Origin of the sequence: Mycobacterium sp. NS-7484, from assembly GCF_001953975.1 — a bacterium.
Classification (GTDB): domain Bacteria; phylum Actinomycetota; class Actinomycetes; order Mycobacteriales; family Mycobacteriaceae; genus Mycobacterium.
This window is the reverse complement of record NZ_MBEJ01000110.1, coordinates 33,575-51,047: the sequence shown is the minus strand read 5'-3', so window position 1 is coordinate 51,047 and position 17,473 is coordinate 33,575. Positions and strand designations below refer to the sequence as shown.

Genomic DNA, 17,473 nt, shown 5'->3' with positions numbered 1-17,473 from the left:
GAGATGAGCACCGTGCAGCGCGGGCGTGATGCCGACCGGACGGCCGAATTGACCGCCGCGCTCGGTGCGGCGCGGGCACGTTTGGCGCGGGCGGCAGAATCGGCCGGACGAAATGTCAATGACATCGAATTACTGCCGATTACAAAATACTTTCCGGCCTCCGATGTCATTATTCTGAACCAATTAGGGTGCCTGGCATTTGGTGAATCCCGCGAACAAGAGGCCGCCAATAAAGTCGCGGAGGTTCGCGAGAAATTGCCGGAGGCGCCGATTCGCTGGCACATGGTGGGGCGCATCCAGAGGAACAAGGCGCGGGCCGTCGCGGGGTGGGCGCATACCGCGCACTCGGTGGACAGCATGCGTCTGTTGACCGCACTGGACCGGGCGGCGAGCGAGGCGCTGTCGGCCGGCACGCGGAGCGCGCCGTTGCGGGTCTACATCCAGATCAGTCTCGACGGGGACACCGCACGCGGCGGCGTCGATGTGAACGACGGGGCGCTGGTTGACGAGATCTGCGGCTCAGCGAACGCCGCCACGGGTCTGGAGTTCATCGGGTTGATGGGCGTCCCGCCGCTGGAGTCCGACCCGGACGACGCTTTTTCCCGGCTGGCCGCCGAGCGGGACCGGGTGCAGCGCGACTACCAGCACCGGCTGGAACTGTCGGCCGGGATGTCCGGAGACCTCGACATCGCCGTCAAACATGGATCGACGTGTGTGCGTGTCGGAACCGCGATCCTGGGGCAACGCCCGCTAACGTCACCCGCAGTAGTCACACCAGTCACATCTTCATCACAGACATCACCACCCCCACGGTCAGCAGAAGGGTCGCCGAGATGAGCACACTGCACAAGGTCAAGGCCTACTTCGGCATGGCGCCGATGGAGGACTACGACGACGAGTACTACGAGGACGACGAGCGCGCGCCCCGCAGCTACGCCCGGCGTCCCCGTGACGAGCGGTTCGAAGAGGACAGCTACGGCTACGAGGGTCCCGAGTACGACGACGGCCCGGCCTACCGCGGTGGCTATGCCGGCGGTTTCGCCGACGAGCAGCGGTTCGAGCCGCGGATGCGCGGGCCCCGTGAATTTGACCGGGCGGCACCGCGTTTGGGCGCGCTGCGCGGCAGCACCCGTGGTGCGCTGGCAATGGACCCGCGTCGGATGGCCGAGCTCTTCGAGGCGGGCAGCCCGTTGTCGAAGATCACTACGTTGCGGCCCAAGGACTACAGCGAGGCCCGCACCATCGGTGAGCGGTTCCGTGACGGCACCCCGGTGATCATGGACCTGGTCTCGATGGACAACGCCGACGCCAAGCGCCTGGTCGACTTCGCCGCCGGCCTGGCGTTCGCCCTGCGTGGCTCGTTCGACAAGGTGGCCACCAAGGTCTTCCTGTTGTCGCCGGCCGACGTCGACGTCAGCGCCGAGGAGCGCCGCCGGATCGCCGAGGCCGGTTTCTACTCCTATCAGTAGGCCCCGACATACGTCGCGTCGACGCCGCCGCGTGCCCGATCGGCCCACCGGGCCCGGGTAGGCTGGCGGCGTCGCACTACCGGTTGACCACGTCGTCTGTGTGAGATGTGTCCGGCCTACGGCGACCTGTATCCAATGTCACACATCCTGCTGTAGTGAGGTCGGCTCAGTTGTCGCTGTTTTTCGAAATCCTCGGTTTCGCGCTGTTCATCTTTTGGCTGCTGCTCATCGCACGCGTCGTCGTCGAGTTCATCCGATCGTTCAGCCGTGACTGGCACCCCAGGGGTCTGACCGTCGTGGTGCTGGAGCTGATCATGACCGTCACCGACCCGCCCGTGAAACTCCTGCGGCGGCTCATTCCCCAGCTCACGATAGGCGCGGTCCGCTTCGATCTGTCGATCATGGTGCTGCTGCTCGCGGCGTTCATCGGCATGCAGCTGGCGTTCAACGCGGCCATGTAGATGTGAGTAGATCCGCTGCGTGCGCTCTCGATTCGAGCAGCTCCGGGCGTTTGCCGGACGCGCCGCAAATGCGTAAGAAGATTGAAATTCGTTCTTAAAAATAGGCCTCCACTGCAACCGCCGGGTCTGGTGTGACAGGATGGACGCCAGTTGCGTTCAAGCAAGGCTTTACACTTTTAGATCGGTTGACAGTCCAAGACTTCAAGGGGGCAGACAATGCCGCTCACACCAGCGGACGTCCATAACGTCGCGTTCAGCAAGCCGCCCATCGGCAAACGTGGCTACAACGAGGACGAGGTCGATGCCTTTCTCGATCTGGTTGAGAACGAACTGACTCGGCTCATCGAGGAGAACGCCGATCTTCGGCAGCGGGTGTCCGAGCTCGATTCCGAGCTGGCCTCGGCGCGTGCCGGTGGCGGCGCTGCGTCCAGCCAGTCCATCCCGGTCTACGAGCCCGAGCCCGAGCCCACTCCGGCGCCCCAGCCGGTGTACGAGGCCCCGCCGGCACCGGCCGCCCCCGCCGCGGCGCCGAGCGAGGACACCGCCGTGCGTGCCGCCCGCGTGCTCAGCCTGGCTCAGGACACCGCCGATCGCCTGACCTCCACGGCGAAGGCCGAGTCGGAGAAGCTGCTCTCGGATGCCCGCGCCCAGGCCGACGCCATGGTCAGCGATGCCCGCAAGACCGCCGAGACCACGGTCTCGGAGGCCCGTCAGCGCGCCGACGCGATGCTGGCCGATGCGCAGACCCGGTCCGAGACCCAGCTGCGTCAGGCCCAGGAGAAGGCCGACGCGCTGCAGGCCGACGCCGAGCGCAAGCACTCCGAGATCATGGGCACGATCAATCAGCAGCGCACGGTCCTGGAGGGCCGCCTGGAGCAGCTGCGCACGTTCGAGCGTGAATACCGGACCCGCCTGAAGACCTACCTGGAGTCGCAGCTCGAGGAGCTGGGCCAGCGCGGTTCGGCCGCACCGGTGGATTCCAGTGCCAACAACGACTCCGCCGGAGGATTCAGCCAGTTCAACCGCGGCAACAACTGACCGTCCGTCTGGCTTCTCGACACAGTCGTGAACCGGCCCGATCTCGGGGCCACCACACCTTAGGGTTGAACGATGTTGATCATTGCGCTCGTGCTTGCCGTCATCGGCCTGGCCGCGCTGGTGACCGCGGTGGTCACCAGCAATGAGTTGATCGCCTGGGTCTGTATCGGTGCCAGCGTGATAGGCGTGTTGCTGCTGATCGTCGACGCCGTGCGGGAACGCTCGCGCGGCGCCAAAGCTGACGACGACACCGCATCAGCCGATGAGGCGGATGCGGGCGAGATCACCGAGTCGTTCGAAGCGGTCCAGGAGCCCCCGCAGGGCCAAGAGCCGATCGACTATCCCGAGGAACCACTCGCTGAACCGGAATCGGATGTCGCGATCGAGTCCGATGCCGTCGGTGAGTCCGATGCCACGGACGTGGACACCGACGTCGAGCCTGACGGCTCGGCCGAGAAGCACAAGAACTAACCTTCCGCAGACCTCGTCGTCGGCTCTTCCAGAAGCCGGTTGACCTCCTCGTCGCTGACCTGGTGAAAGTCGGCGAACACCTGACCCACCGCTTCGAACCGAGGCGGGGTGCTGGCGCAGATCACCTCGTCGGCCTCATCGCGCAGTTCCGCGCAGACCGCCCGCGGCCCCACTGGTACCGCGACCACGACTCGCCGGGCCGCCCGCACGGCCCGGACCGCGGCCAGCATCGTGGCCCCGGTCGCGATGCCGTCGTCGACGAGGATCACCGTCCGATTGGTGACCTCGGGCGCCGGACGACCCTGGCGGTAAGCCTCCTCCCGGCGCTCGACCTCGGCGTTCTCGTGCTGGATCGTCTCGACGATGGTGTCGTCGTCGATGCCCAGGCGCTCCACCAGGCCCTGGTTGATCACCAGTCCGCCGCCGGACGCCACCGCGCCCATGGCCAGTTCCTGCCATTGCGGCACGCCGAGCTTGCGCACCACGAAGACGTCGAGGGGAGCGTGCAGATAAGAGGCGACCTCCCAGGCGATCGGAACCCCGCCCCGGGCCAATCCCAGGACAAGGACATCGGACCGGTCGCGATAGGACGCCAACTGCTCGGCCAGGACCCGGCCCGCCTCGCGGCGGTCCTGATAGACGCGATCGGCGTTGGTGCGCAGGCTCCAGGCGTTCATCGGCTCAACGGCCGGCGGTGAGGAACTCGGCCGGCTGACGCCAGCCTACGTCGATGGCGCGGACCGGACCACCCGGCCCAGGAAGCCGTGCACCAGCCGGCGTAACCGTGCAACCGCATCGTCGGTGAGTTCTTTTGTCTGCAAACGTAATTCATCATGGGTGCGGCCCAGTCCGGCGGCCGCGCCGTCGCGGTCGTCGGCCAACCAGGTTTCCAGCAGCTCCGAATCGAGCTCGGGGTGGAACTGCAGGGCCAGCGCCGTACCCAGGATGAACGCCTGTGACGCGTTGGGGGTCCGGGCGATCTCCGTCGCGCCCGGGGGAAGAGTCCAGCGGTCGAAATGCCACTGGAACCACAACCCACCGGGAACCACACGCTCGTCGTCGCTCACCACGTCGTACCAGCCGATCTCGGGTGCCGGGGATCGGCTGACCGACCCGCCGAAGGCCTGCGCGACGAGTTGACCGCCGAAGCACACGCCGAGCACGCCGACACCGGCGTCGACGGCCCGACGGATCATGGCCATCTCGGCGCCGACCCAGCTGTCACGCAGTGCCGCGTCGTAGACCGGCCAGCGGGCGCCCAACGGCACGATCACGTCATAGCCCGTCGGGTCCGGGAAGGGCACCTGTCCGGCCGGGTCGTCCTCCCGGTCGGCGGGGACGACATCGAACGTGTCGATGACGAATCCGTACTCGGTGAAGACCTGTTCCAGCAGGGCTTCGGTGGCCGTGTGGTCGTTGCGCAGAAACAGCACCCTCGGTGTCACGACGCCAATTATCTCGGTATCCGGCCGGGCGCGAATTTCAGGTCCAATATTTGGACCTTCTATGGCCTCGAGCGTCATCGGTGTTACCTGGCCCGGTAGCGCCGTTCCGGGCGGCCGGTGCCGTATTGCAGCCGCAATTCCAAGGCTCCGGTGCTCAGGTAGTACTCCAGGTAACGTCGTGCGCTTACCCGCGAAATGCCCACCAGATCGGCACATTCCGTTGCCGATACCTCGCCCGTGCGACGCACGGCATCCATCACCAGACGCCCGGTTTCGGCGCCCAGGCCTTTCGGCAGCGTGGTCGGGGCCGTGCCTCCGAACAACGCATCGATCGTCGCCTGGTCCGCACCGCCGGCGCCCGCGAGGGCGTCGGCGCGGGCGGCGAAGGCCAACAGCTTCGCCCGCAATTGGTCGAAGTCGAACGGCTTGACCAGGTAATAGGCGGCCCCGCCGTCCAGCGCGCCGCCGACGGTGTCGAGCTCGCGAGCCGCGGTCACCATGATCACTCCGGCGCGGTTACCGTCGGCGCGTAGCCGCCGGAGCACATCCAGTCCGGTCATGTCGGGCAGGTAGACGTCGAGCAGGATCAGGTCCGGACGCAATTCGGCGGCGGCCGCCAGGGCCTCGCTTCCGTTGCGCGCCACCGAAACCGGGCGGAAGCCGTCGACGCGTTCGACGAAGCGGCGGTGGATGTCGGCCACCATGAAGTCGTCGTCGACGACCAATACGTCACGCATGGAGCCTCACCACGAACAGGGCGCCACCGTCCGGCGCGTCGGTGACCTCGACGTCACCGCCGTGCTGGGCGGTCACCAGACGTACCAGGGACAGGCCGATGCCCCGGCCCCCGGGGACCGGCGTCTTGGAGGTGATGCCGCGGGAGAAGATGATCTCGCGGAGGTGTTCGGGCACACCTGGGCCGGAGTCGGCGACGGCCAGGAGCAGACCGGCCGAATCGTCGACGCGCACCGTCACCTGTGCAGCCGGCGATCCGACCGATACGTCGACGGCGTTGTCGATCAGGTTGCCCAGCAACGTGATCACATCGGTGGCCAGGGCCGGCTCCAACGCGCCGAGATGGCTGTCGGTGGACAACGTCAGCGTGACACCGTTCTCGGCGGCCAGCGAGGTCTTCGCAATCAACAGCGCCGCCACTGCGGGGTCGGAAACATGTTGCGTCACAGCCTCGTTGAGCTCGGCGCGGCGGCGGGTCAAGGTGCCGACCAGCTCGTGCACGGCGTCGAACTCGCCGAGCTGGACGAGACCTGAGATGGTGTGCAACTGATTGGAGAACTCGTGGGTCTGGGCCCGCAAGGTGTCGGTGACGCTGCGGTGGGAGGACAGTTGGGCCTGGAGTGCGGCGAGCTCGGTGCTGTCGCGCATGGTGGTCACCGTACCGATGCGCTGTCCCTGGCTGCTTGCCGCACGCCGGTTCAGCGCCAAGACACGGGTGCGCGTCGTGATCACCACGTCGGAGTCCTCGGACCGAATTGGCTCGTCGGACAACAGGAAAGACACCACCGAAGGATCGAGTCCCACCGCGTCGCCATGTTTGCCGACTGCCCCCGCATCGAGACCCAGCAGCTCGCAGGCACTGTCGTTGACCACGGTGATCACCCCGTCGTTGTTCACGGCCACCACGCCCTCACGGATGCTGTGCAGCAGCGCTTCCCGGTGGTCGGCCAAGCTGGCGATCTCGGCGATGCCCAGGCCGCGGGTGTGGCGGTTGATCCGGCGCGACAACAGCCATGACACCAGCATGCCCAGTGCCGCACCCAATCCCAGATAGATCAGAAGCCGTTCACCGGCTCCGCCCAACAGCTGCCACGTCGACGGGTAGCGCTGGGTGACCGACACGATCGCCAGCACCTCGCCGTCTGGGGCCAGGATCGGAACCTGCCCCGCCAGGTGCGGCACGCCGTCGATGTCGGTCTCACCGGACCACCCGCGGCCCTCGTCGGCGCGGCTGGCACCCAGGTCGAGCCGCTGCCCGATCCGGGCGGGATCCGACGACACCCGGACCATTCCGGCCGGATCGGTGATCTCGGCCAGATCGGCACCCGACAGCGCCACCGCGCGGTCGACTTCGGGTGCGAGCACCCGCGCGGCGAACGGATCGCCGTAGCGGTCACGCACGATCGGGGTGGACGCCACGTTCTCGGCGACGGCGATCATCCGCTGTCCGCGCACATCGCGGAATTCTCGGGTGGACTGCGCCACGGACACCGCGGCCACCGCGATCAACACCACGGCGACGACGAGCAGCTGGAATACCAGGAAGCGTCCAGCCAGACTGCCCTGAGGCAGCCACATACGCGCCGACGGTGAACGCCCGACCTGTGAACGCGCGGCGTGTGAACTCAACGAACAAAACTTCCTTTGCGACCGAATGGGTGACCTGCGTCACGTCATGGGTCCAGTATTGCTGACCATGAGGTTTCGACGGCTAGGTGCCGCGCTGACGGCGGTCGTGGTCGCCCTGATGCTGGTGACGGCATGCGGGGTGACCCGTGGTGACGAATCGCGTGGTCTGCACCGGCTGCGCATGATGGTGCCCAACAGCCCGGGCGGCGGCTACGACCTGACCGCCCGCACCGCGGTGAAGGTCATGGAAGACACCGACATCACCGGGCGCATCGAGGTGTTCAACGTCATCGGGGCCGGCGGCACCGTCGCGATGGCCCGGCTGATGAACGAGAAGGGCAACGACGACCTCATGATGATGATGGGGCTCGGGGTCGTGGGCGCGGTGTACACCAACGGATCCTCCGCGCGGGCCTCCGATGCCACCGCGCTGGCCAAGATGGTCGAGGAACAGGAAGGCATTCTGGTCCCGGGTGATTCGCCGCTGCGCACCATCGGCGATCTGGTCGCGGCATGGAAGGCCGATCCGGCCAAGGTCACGATCGGCGGCGGATCCTCGCCCGGCGGGCCCGACCATCTGTTCCCGATGGAAACCGCGCGGGCGGTCGGAGTGGACCCGCGGCAGGTCAACTACATCACCTATGACGGCGGCGGCGACCTGTTGACGGCGTTGCTGGGCAAGAAGATCGCGGCGGGCACCACGGGCCTGGGTGAGTTCGTCGACCAGATCGAGGCGGGCCAGGTCCGGGTGCTGGCGGTGTCGGGCAAAGAGCGGGTCGAGGGCATCGATGCCCCGACGCTGACCGAGGCCGGCATCGACCTGACGTTCACCAACTGGCGCGGAATCCTTGCGCCGCCGGGTATTTCAGCAGAGGTTAAGGCGGCCATGGTGCGTGCCCTGACCGAACTGCACGGCACCCAGCAGTGGCGCGACGCGCTGGTCAAGAACGGCTGGAGTGACGCGTTCAGCACCGGCGACGAGTTCGAACAGTTCCTGCGCGATCAGGACAACCGCGTCTCGACGACGCTGAACGAATTGGGGTTGTTGTGAAGCTCGACAAGGCGCAGTATCTGGTCTGCGTGGTCCTGGTCGCCGTCGGCGGGTTCCTGATCTATGACGCGCTCACCTTGACCGGTGGGTTCGCCAAGGTGGATCCGGTGGGCCCGCGGGCATTTCCGCTGGGCATCGGGATCGTGCTGATCGGGCTCGCGGCGGTGCTGGCGGTGGCGATCGGACGTGGATCGGTCGGTGAGGCCGACGCGGGGGAGGACGTGGACCCGGACATGCCGGGGGACTGGCGCACGGTGGGCCTGCTGGTCGGGCTGTTCGTCTTCGTGATCGTCACGGTCAAACCGCTGGGGTGGGCCATCACGGGGGCGTTGCTGTTCGCCGGGGCGGCAACGGTTCTCGGTAACCGGCACTACATCCGCAATCTGGTGATCGGCACGCTGCTGTCGGTCGGCAGCTTCTATGCGTTTTACTCCGGGCTCGGAATCCCGCTGCCCGCAGGCATTCTGGACGGGATTCTGTAGATGGGTAACTTCGACTGGTTGTTGCAGGGGTTCGCCGAGGCCGCCACCCCGATGAACCTGCTGTACGCGGTGATCGGGGTGCTGCTGGGCACCGCGGTGGGCGTGCTTCCGGGCATCGGGCCGGCCATGACGGTGGCGTTGCTGCTGCCGGTGACCTACAACGTCAGCCCCAGTGCCGCGTTCATCATGTTCGCCGGGATCTTCTACGGCGGGATGTACGGCGGCTCAACCACTTCGATTCTTCTGAACACCCCAGGGGAGTCGTCGTCGGTGCTCACCGCGATCGAGGGCAACAAGATGGCCAAGGCCGGCCGGGCCGCGCAGGCGTTGGCCACCGCGGCGATCGGCTCCTTCGTCGCCGGGGCGATCGGCACCGCGCTGCTGGCCGCGTTCGCCCCGCCGATTTCCCGGTTCGCGGTCACCCTGGGCGCGCCGTCCTACCTGGCCATCATGCTGTTCGCCCTGGTGGCCGTGACCGCGGTGCTCGGGTCGTCGAAGCTGCGCGGTGCCATCTCGCTGTTTCTCGGCCTGGCGATCGGCGTGGTCGGTATCGACTTCCTCACCGGCCAGCCCCGGGCCACGTTCGGCCTGCCGCAGCTGTCCGACGGCATCGACATCGTGGTGATCGCCGTCGCGATCTTCGCGCTCGGCGAGGCACTCTGGGTGGCCGCGCACCTGCGCCGCCGGCCGGCCGACGTGATCCCGGTGGGCCGGCCGTGGATGAGCCGGCAGGATTTCGCGCGGTCGTGGAAGCCGTGGTTGCGCGGCACCGCCTACGGATTCCCGTTCGGGGCGCTGCCGGCCGGAGGAGCTGAGCTACCGACGTTCTTGTCCTACATCACCGAGAAGCGGCTGTCGAAGCATCCCGAGGAGTTCGGCAAGGGTGCCATCGAAGGGGTGGCCGGACCGGAGGCGGCCAACAACGCGTCGGCCGCGGGCACCCTGGTTCCGATGCTGTCACTCGGTCTGCCGACCAACGCCACCGCCGCGGTGATGCTGACCGCGTTCGTGTCCTACGGGATTCAGCCCGGCCCAACCCTTTTCGAAAAGGAACCGCTGCTGATCTGGACGCTGATCGCCAGCCTGTTCATCGGCAACTTCCTGCTGCTGGTGCTCAACCTGCCGCTGGCGCCGCTGTGGGCCAAGCTGTTGCGCACCCCGCGGCCGTACCTGTACGCCGGCATCCTGTTCTTCGCCACGCTGGGCGCGCTCGCGGTCAACGTGCAGCCACTGGATCTGGCCCTGCTGTTGGTGTTCGGGCTCCTGGGCCTGATGATGCGCCGGTTCGGGTTGCCGATCCTGCCGTTGATCATCGGAGTGATCCTCGGACCACGTATCGAACGGCAACTGCGCCAGAGCCTCCAACTCGGTGGCGGTGACTGGACGAGCCTGTTCACTGAGCCCGTGGCGATCGTCACCTATGTGCTCATGGCGATCCTGCTGCTGATGCCGTTGGTGCTCAAGCTGATGCACCGCAGTGAGGAGACGTTGTTGATCGTCGAGGATGATGCGGATCAGCAGCAGAAGGCGGTCCAACAATGATAGTCATCGGCTACTCCGCGGACGCCTTCGGTGCCGCCGCCATCGAGCACGGCATCGCCGAGGCCAAGCTGCGCGGCACCAGCTTGCTGGTGATCAACTCGACGTCGGGGGAGGCGTATGTCGACGCGCGCTTCGCCCGCTCGGGGCAGATCCACGATGTCGAGGAGCGGCTGCGGGAGAGCGGCGTACCGTTCGAGTTCCGGCAACCGGTAGGGGTCGACGCCGCCACCGAATTGCTCGACGCGATGGATCGCGAGGACGCCGAGCTGTTGGTGATCGGCATCCGCCACCGCAGTCCGGTGGGCAAGCTGTTGCTGGGCAGCGTGTCACAGCAACTCTTGTTGGAGTGCCCCAAACCAGTGCTGGCCGTCAAGCCGGGGTAGCTGACCTGGGCAAATCGTCCTCACCGCGCGGGTACCGCAGCGGTGAGGATCAGTTTTCGCGGCGATAACCTCGCCGGAAAGATCCGACAACACCCTCACCCGACGATGTGGGCATGGAGGCGACCCACCGGACTGCGTGCTCGTACTGCGGTGTGGGTTGCGGCATCGAGGTCAGCACCCGAGTCGACGCCGGCCGGACGGTGATCGCCAGGGTCAGCGGGGACAAGCTCCACCCCACGAATTTCGGTCGGCTGTGCACCAAGGGCGCGATGCATGCCGAGATGATGGCCGCTGACGACGAGCGGCTCACGTCGGCATTGTTGCGGCCCACCCGTGCCGACGAACTGACGCCGACCCCGGTCGACGATGCCGTGGCCGAGGCCGGCCGCCGGCTGCGGGCCATCGTCGACGAGCACGGCCCGGACTCGGTGGCGCTGTATGTGTCCGGGCAGATGTCCTTGGAGGCACAGTATCTGGCCACCAAGCTGGCCAAGGGGTTCCTGCGCACGGTGCATATCGAATCCAACTCGCGGTTGTGCATGGCCAGTGCCGGTACTGGTTTCAAACAGTCGCTCGGCGCCGACGGGCCTCCGGGGTCCTACACCGACTTCGACCGGGCCGACCTGTTTTTCGTCATCGGCGCAAACATGGCCGATTGTCATCCGATCCTGTTCCTGCGCATGGCTGATCGGCTCAAGACCGGCGCCAAGCTGATCGTGGTGGACCCGCGCCGCACGGCGACCGCCGAACGCGCTGATCTGTTCCTGCAGATCAAACCGGGGACCGATCTGGCCCTGCTCAACGGTCTGCTGCACCTGCTGGTGCACAACGGCGACATCGACAGCGAGTTCATCGCCGAGCACACCACCGGCTGGGACGGAATGCCCGAATTCCTGGCCGACTACCCGCCGGAGGTGGTCGCCGGGATCACCGGGATCCCCGAGGCCGACATCCGCACCGCGGCAGCGATGATCGGCGCGGCCGGCGAGTGGATGAGCTGCTGGACGATGGGTCTGAACCAGAGCACGCACGGCACCTGGAACACGAACGCGATCTGTAACCTGCACCTGGCCACCGGCGCCATCTGCCGCCCGGGAAGTGGGCCGATGTCGCTGACCGGCCAGCCCAACGCCATGGGTGGTCGCGAAATGGGGTACATGGGTCCGGGTCTGCCCGGCCAGCGGAGCGTGTTCGCGGCTGAAGACCGCGAGTTCGTCGAGGCCCGGTGGGGTTTGGCGCCCGGCACCATCCGCCCCGAGGCGGGGCCGGGCACGATCGGCATGTTCGAGCAGATGGCGCAGGGCCAGATCAAGGCGTGCTGGATCATCTGCACGAATCCGGTTGCCAGCGTGGCCAACCGTAAGACCGTGATCAACGGCCTGGAAGCGGCCGAGTTGGTGATCGTCCAGGACGCCTACCGTTCCACAGCGACCAATCACTACGCCGACATCCTGCTGCCCGCCGCGTTGTGGGCGGAATCCGAAGGCGTCATGGTGAATTCGGAACGCAACCTCACCCTGTTGTCCCAGTCGGTCGACCCCGTCGGTGAGGCGCGGCCGGACTGGCAAATGATCTGTCAGCTGGCCGCGCACTTGGGTTTTGCCGAGCATTTCGACTACGCCTCGGCAGAAGAGATCTTCGACGAGATCCGCGGGTTCGCCAATCCGGCGACCGGATACGACCTACGCGGCGCGAGCTATGAGAGGCTGCGGCGCACACCGTTGCAGTGGCCGGTCCCGCCGGTCGACGACCCCGGCGCGGACGACGATCGCCACCCCATCCGCTATCTCAACGACGGTGTCAGCCAGGATCTGTTCGTCGACGCCGACGGCCGGCGGCCGCGGCTGGCCTTCGCCACGCCGTCACGGCGCGCGGTGTTCCACGCTCGGCCGCACATGGACGCCGCGGAGATGCCTGATGACGACTATCCGATGGTGCTCAATACCGGTCGGCTGCAACATCAATGGCACACCATGACCAAGACCGGCACGGTGGACAAGCTCAACAAACTCAACCCGGCGCCGTTCGTCGAAATCCACCCGGTCGACGCCATGGAACTCGACATCGTCGACGGACAACCGGTCGAGTTGACGTCGCGGCGCGGCCGCGCGGTGCTGCCCGCGGTGGTGTCGGACCGGGTGCGGCCGGGAAACTGTTTCGCACCGTTTCACTGGAACGACGAACACGGCGAATACCTCACCGTGAACGCGGTGACCAACGACGCCGTCGACCCGGAGTCGTTGCAGCCGGAATTCAAGGTGTGCGCGGTGAGCCTGCGCCCGGCCCGTTCGGTTGACGGCACAGCCGCCCGGCATCCGCTGGCGATCGAAATGGGTGTGGGTGCCGCGCCCAAACCCGCGCTGAGCCTCGACGAAAAGATCTATCTGGCCGGCTTTTTCACCGGGTTGCCGGATGCCCCGGCCGATGTGCCGGTGCTGCCCGACGTCGCGCCGGTGAGCGCCAAGGTGCGGCTCTGGGTGGATGGTCTGCTGGCCGGGCGCTATTCGCGTGTCGGCCGGGTCGAACGCTCGGTACCGGGCGGCCCACTGGTGGTGTGGGCCTCCCAGACCGGGACCGCCGAGGAGTTCGCGGCTGGGCTCGCGGGCCGCATCGACGGCGCCGCCCTGGTCAACATGGATGAGCTCGACCTTGCCGATCTGGCCGCTGCACGTGACATCCTGGTGATCACCAGCACGTTCGGGGACGGGGGCCCGCCGGACAACGGGGCCGACTTCTGGAGCCGGCTGCAGGCTCCGAATGCCCCGGCGCTGCACGGCATTCGGTATGCGGTGCTCGGGATCGGTGACCGGTCTTACGGCAACTTCTGTGGACACGCCAAGGCTCTGGATCACCGGCTGGCCGATCTGGGGGCCACGAAGCTGCTCGACCGCGCCGAGTGTGAGGCCTACGACGACGAGCCGCTGCGGTCGTGGGCCGAGGCGGTCACCCAGGCACTCACCGGTGCGGCGCCCGAACCGGTGGTGATCGGCCGAGGCCGTACCGTCATCCCCACCGAGCCCGACGAATTCACCCGAGCCAAGCCGATTCTGGCGACGGTGACACGTAACGAGGTGCTGACGGCCCCCGGGGCGGCCAAGGAGGTGCGCCAGTTGGGTTTCGACATCTCCGATTACGACGTCGGCTACGCGGTGGGCGACTCACTCGGCGTGTACGCCAGTAACGACCCGGCCGTGGTGGACGCCTGGCTGGCGGCCACCGCGCTGAACCCCGACTCGGTGATCGAGGTCGACGGCGTCGAGCAGTCCCTGCGGGACGCGCTCATTTGCTCCTACGACATCTGCCGGATCACCCCGGACTTGCTGCGGTTCGTCGCCGATTCCTGCACCGACCGGGCCGCGGCCAAGCGGCTGCGCGGTTCCGGTGAACGGCACCGTCGGTGGTTGCACAACCGCAACGGCCTGGACGTGGTCACCGAGTTCGCGGTCCGCGCCGACCCACAACAGTGGCAGGAGGTGCTGGTCCGACTCACCCCGCGCAACTACTCGATCTCGTCGAGTCCGTTGGTCAGTCCACGGGAGATACAGCTGACGGTGTCGGTGGTGCGTTACCGCGGCGCCGGCGGGACGATGCGCAGTGGGGTGTGTTCCACCTTCCTGGCTGACCGGGCTGCGGCCGCACCGGTTTTCCTGCAACGCTCACCGCACTTCCGTCCACCCGAGGGCGCGGGCACCCCGATGATCATGGTCGGCCCCGGCACCGGCATCGCCCCGTTCCGGGGATTCCTGCAGGAGCGGCGGGCACTCGGGCACACCGGCCGCAACTGGTTGTTCTTCGGCGATCAGCATCGCCGTGAGAACTTCTACTATCGCAACGAGCTCGAGGAGATGGCTGGTGACGGGTTCTTGAGCCGGCTGGATCTGGCGTTCTCCCGCGACCAGGCCGACCGGGTGTACGTCCAGCACAAGATGCTCGAGGCCGGCGCAGAGGTATGGCGCTGGCTGGCCGAGGGCGCACATTTCTACGTCTGCGGTGACGCGGCCCGGATGGCAAAGGACGTCGACGCCGCGCTCAGCACGATCCTGCGCACCCACGGCGGCATGTCCGAGGACACCACGCGTGACTACAAGCGGGAACTGATCGCCGACAAGCGGTACGTGCGCGACGTCTACTGAGCCAGATCGCTCCAGACGATCTTGGCGAGCTCGTCGCGGTCGGCCACGTCGAGTTTGATGCAGGCCCGGTAGATGTGGCCCTCGACGGTGCGGACCGAGACGGTCAGGCGTTCGGCGATCTCACGGTTGGACAGGCCCTGCGCGACGAGTCCGGCCACCTCACGCTCGCGGCCCGTCACCGGCAGCGGGCGGGCCGCCGAACGGATCGCCGGGGTGGCGGCCCCACCGCACTTGGCCGCCAATTGCAGTGCGCGGGCGGCAGATTCGGTGCTGTTGCGGCGATGTCCGGCGCGATCGTGCAGCGGCACCGCCTGGGCCGCAGCGTCCGCCGCCGACAACAGGACACCAGCGGTTTCGAATGCGGCGGCCACCTTGTCCAATTCGCCCGGATCCGCGGCGGTCACGGCCGCGGCGTGGCGGGCGTACAGCGCCGCCAGCGGGCCGCCGACGCGGTCCACCAGGTCCTGCAGACGACGGGTGACACTGCGGTCGCCGAACCGGGCCGCGCTGTGCAGAGCCTCGACCTCGACGGCGAACTGGCCGCAGGAATGTGCGGCGTCAGCGGCGGCGCGGGCCTGGTCGATGGCTGAGCGGTGACTCCCTTTGGCGGCGGCAAGCCAGGCCTTGGCGATCATCCGATGCGGCTCGTGCAGGGCCATGAATTCGCCCGAGTGTTCCTCGGCGTCGGCGAGCACCCGTTCGGCGTCGGTGGGGTTGCCCACCCCGGCGTACGCGCGAGCCAACAGCAGCCGGCCGGGCAGCTGCCAGGGCAGTGAGCTCTCGGCGTTCAGTGCGGCCAGCGCCTGCTCGATCGCCGAGATGGCGTCCCGGAACCGGCCACTGTGGGTGGCGGCCACGCCCTCCATGATCTTGGCGATGGCCCATCCGGCGAACTGGCCGGCCGAGGAGAACTCGGCGTATTCGGTGGCGCGCTGCCGGGCCAGATCCAGCCGGCCGGTGTAGGCCAGAGCCAGCACCTCGCCGTAGAACACCATGATGCGGACCATGCCGTCGGTGGTCTTGCGTTGCGCGCGGCACCGCGACGCGATCGGCAGGAAATCATCGCCCCGGCCCACCAACGGCATCGACAACCCCGCGGCGAACGCCGCGAAATCCACGGCCTGGCGGGGCGCCTCGGGCGTGGCCAGCACTCGTTCGGCGATCGTCAGGCCCTCGTCGATCTTGTTCTGGTGCACGGCCATTCCCGCGCCGGTGGCGTCGATGATCAACCGCAGGGCCGGGTGGCTGACCCGCTGCTGCAGGAGCGCCAGCACTTGATCCGCCCGCCCCACCTCGCCCATGGACCAGAACAGGTTGGACACCCGCGGTACGCCCCACTGCACAAGTTCCAATTCGTTGAGATCGGCGGGGGAGAACTGCTCCAGGATGCTGTCGGCCTGGGCGGGATGACCCTGCCACAACAGCGCGCGGGACAGCAGGGCCGCCGCACCCAGGCCACCGCCGTGGTCGAACGCCGCGCGCGCCAGTTTCTCCCCGAGCGGAAGGTTGGACAGGAACACCGCGTCTTTCGCGGCGGTGATCAGCAGTTCGATGTCGGTGCCCTGATCACTCTCGATGGCCAACTCGGCCAACTTGATTCGGCTGGCCGGGGAGTCGAGGTTACGTTCGTGCAGGATCTTGGCGATGCGACCGCGGAGTTTGCGGGCCGATGCGGTACCCACCCGGCGGCGCACCACCTCGCCGAACAACGGGTGCGAGAACCGGACGTTGATCTGACCGTCGTCGGAGACGATCCGGATCAGGCCGCGCATCTCGGCCGCGTCCACCGCCTCCTCCCCGGCGAGTTCGGCCAGTGCATCGATGTCGAGCGGTTCGCACAGCGACAGCAGTTTCAGCGCATGCAACACATCTTCACCGGCATGCGCGAGTCGCTCGTCGAGCAGTTCGACGAGCCCGGACGGGATGACGGTGGGACCGCGGAACTGCCAGACCCCGTTGACCTCGGCCAGCGTTCCGGCGTCGAGAGCGCCCTCGACCATGTTGCGCAAGAACAGCGGGTTGCCGCCGGAGGTCTGCCACATCACGTCGGCGCTGAGACCCTCAAGTGTTCCGCCCAGCACGGTTTCGATCAGGGCGATGCTCTGCTGCTTGGTGAACGGGCTGAGCTCGAAGCGCTGGAGGTAGCCGTCCTTCCACAGCGAGGTGACGGCGTCGGGTACCGGTTCGCCGCTGCGCACGGTGGCCACCACATGCCCGGAACGTTCGACGGCGATCTGGTGCAACAGGGTGGCCGACAACTGGTCGAGCAGGTGGGCGTCGTCGATACCGACGACGGTGTCACCGTCGGACACAAGCGATTCACGCGCCGATCCGATGAGCGCGATGGGGTCGCGCGAAGCCGTCGAGGAGACCCAATGGGCGAAGGCGCCGAGCGGAATGCTGCGGGACGATTCGGTACAGGCCGTCCAGTGCACCCTACGGCCCAACGATGCTGTGACGGTGCGCGCCAACGTGGTCTTGCCCACGCCGGCAGCCCCGACGAGGATTACTCCGCAGCTCTCGGTCCCACTGAGGGCGGACCGGATGGCCTCGTGCTCGGTGGGCCGGTCCAGAAGCTGCCACTGACCAGGCATGAACGCAGAGTCTAAGGGCATCGGACCGCCGACGCTGGCG

At 67.3% G+C, this 17,473-nt stretch carries 15 protein-coding genes; 10 read left to right on the top strand and 5 right to left on the bottom strand.

Features of this window, described 5'->3' with window-relative positions; translation table 11 throughout:
- The first annotated feature begins 3 nt into the window (after positions 1 to 3).
- The 5 genes from A5733_RS20700 to A5733_RS20680 all read left to right on the top strand — a co-directional run bounded on the left by A5733_RS20700 (position 4) and on the right by A5733_RS20680 (position 3,439).
- Positions 4 to 837 carry a YggS family pyridoxal phosphate-dependent enzyme gene (locus A5733_RS20700; RefSeq protein WP_076241498.1) on the top strand — a complete coding sequence of 278 codons (834 nt, stop codon included), beginning with the start codon at positions 4 to 6 and terminating at the stop codon, positions 835 to 837.
- Positions 834 to 1,469, top strand: coding sequence for a cell division protein SepF (locus A5733_RS20695; RefSeq protein WP_067767777.1), 636 nt, complete (start codon positions 834 to 836; stop codon positions 1,467 to 1,469). Before A5733_RS20700 ends, A5733_RS20695 begins: the two co-directional genes overlap by 4 nt.
- A gap of 170 nt (positions 1,470 to 1,639) precedes the next feature.
- Positions 1,640 to 1,930: a YggT family protein gene (locus A5733_RS20690; protein WP_067767780.1), complete on the top strand. Its 291-nt coding sequence runs from the start codon at positions 1,640 to 1,642 to the stop codon at positions 1,928 to 1,930.
- 216 nt (positions 1,931 to 2,146) lie between these two features.
- Positions 2,147 to 2,968 (top strand): DivIVA domain-containing protein, encoded by an 822-nt coding sequence (locus A5733_RS20685; RefSeq protein WP_067767783.1) that lies wholly within the window; start codon positions 2,147 to 2,149, stop codon positions 2,966 to 2,968.
- Between the two features lie 72 nt (positions 2,969 to 3,040).
- Entirely contained in the window at positions 3,041 to 3,439 is a 399-nt protein-coding gene (locus A5733_RS20680; RefSeq protein WP_076241497.1) for a hypothetical protein, read from the top strand.
- Here A5733_RS20680 and A5733_RS20675 read toward each other — a convergent pair.
- The 4 genes from A5733_RS20675 to A5733_RS20660 form a co-directional block, all read right to left on the bottom strand.
- Positions 3,436 to 4,116: a phosphoribosyltransferase gene (locus A5733_RS20675; protein ID WP_076241496.1), complete on the bottom strand. Its 681-nt coding sequence runs from the start codon at positions 4,114 to 4,116 to the stop codon at positions 3,436 to 3,438. The genes A5733_RS20680 and A5733_RS20675 overlap by 4 nt on opposite strands.
- A gap of 45 nt (positions 4,117 to 4,161) precedes the next feature.
- Positions 4,162 to 4,884, bottom strand: a complete 723-nt coding sequence (locus A5733_RS20670; protein ID WP_076241495.1) for a type 1 glutamine amidotransferase — start codon at positions 4,882 to 4,884, stop codon at positions 4,162 to 4,164.
- Between the two features lie 83 nt (positions 4,885 to 4,967).
- On the bottom strand, positions 4,968 to 5,621 hold the full coding sequence (locus A5733_RS20665; protein WP_076241494.1) for a response regulator: 654 nt from the start codon (positions 5,619 to 5,621) through the stop codon (positions 4,968 to 4,970).
- Positions 5,614 to 7,197, bottom strand: coding sequence for an ATP-binding protein (locus A5733_RS20660; RefSeq protein ID WP_076241493.1), 1,584 nt, complete (start codon positions 7,195 to 7,197; stop codon positions 5,614 to 5,616). The genes A5733_RS20665 and A5733_RS20660 overlap by 8 nt, the downstream gene beginning before the upstream one ends.
- Positions 7,198 to 7,315: 118 nt before the next feature.
- Between A5733_RS20660 and A5733_RS20655 the strand changes: the two genes are divergently transcribed.
- The 5 genes from A5733_RS20655 to A5733_RS20635 all read left to right on the top strand — a co-directional run bounded on the left by A5733_RS20655 (position 7,316) and on the right by A5733_RS20635 (position 14,839).
- Positions 7,316 to 8,299, top strand: coding sequence for a tripartite tricarboxylate transporter substrate binding protein (locus A5733_RS20655; RefSeq protein WP_076241516.1), 984 nt, complete (start codon positions 7,316 to 7,318; stop codon positions 8,297 to 8,299).
- Complete coding sequence (locus A5733_RS20650; protein ID WP_198938907.1) at positions 8,296 to 8,781, top strand: tripartite tricarboxylate transporter TctB family protein; 486 nt, start codon at positions 8,296 to 8,298, stop codon at positions 8,779 to 8,781. Before A5733_RS20655 ends, A5733_RS20650 begins: the two co-directional genes overlap by 4 nt.
- On the top strand, positions 8,782 to 10,323 hold the full coding sequence (locus A5733_RS20645) for a tripartite tricarboxylate transporter permease (protein WP_076241491.1): 1,542 nt from the start codon (positions 8,782 to 8,784) through the stop codon (positions 10,321 to 10,323). It begins immediately after the preceding gene.
- Positions 10,320 to 10,706 carry a universal stress protein gene (locus A5733_RS20640; RefSeq protein ID WP_067765982.1) on the top strand — a complete coding sequence of 129 codons (387 nt, stop codon included), beginning with the start codon at positions 10,320 to 10,322 and terminating at the stop codon, positions 10,704 to 10,706. Before A5733_RS20645 ends, A5733_RS20640 begins: the two co-directional genes overlap by 4 nt.
- Before the next feature lie 113 nt (positions 10,707 to 10,819).
- Positions 10,820 to 14,839, top strand: a complete 4,020-nt coding sequence (locus A5733_RS20635) for a bifunctional nitrate reductase/sulfite reductase flavoprotein subunit alpha (RefSeq protein WP_076241490.1) — start codon at positions 10,820 to 10,822, stop codon at positions 14,837 to 14,839.
- Here the strand turns inward: A5733_RS20635 and A5733_RS20630 are convergent.
- On the bottom strand, positions 14,833 to 17,433 hold the full coding sequence (locus tag A5733_RS20630; RefSeq protein WP_076241489.1) for a LuxR C-terminal-related transcriptional regulator: 2,601 nt from the start codon (positions 17,431 to 17,433) through the stop codon (positions 14,833 to 14,835). The two genes, A5733_RS20635 and A5733_RS20630, sit on opposite strands and share 7 nt — an antisense overlap.
- Between the last annotated feature and the right edge of the window lie 40 nt (positions 17,434 to 17,473).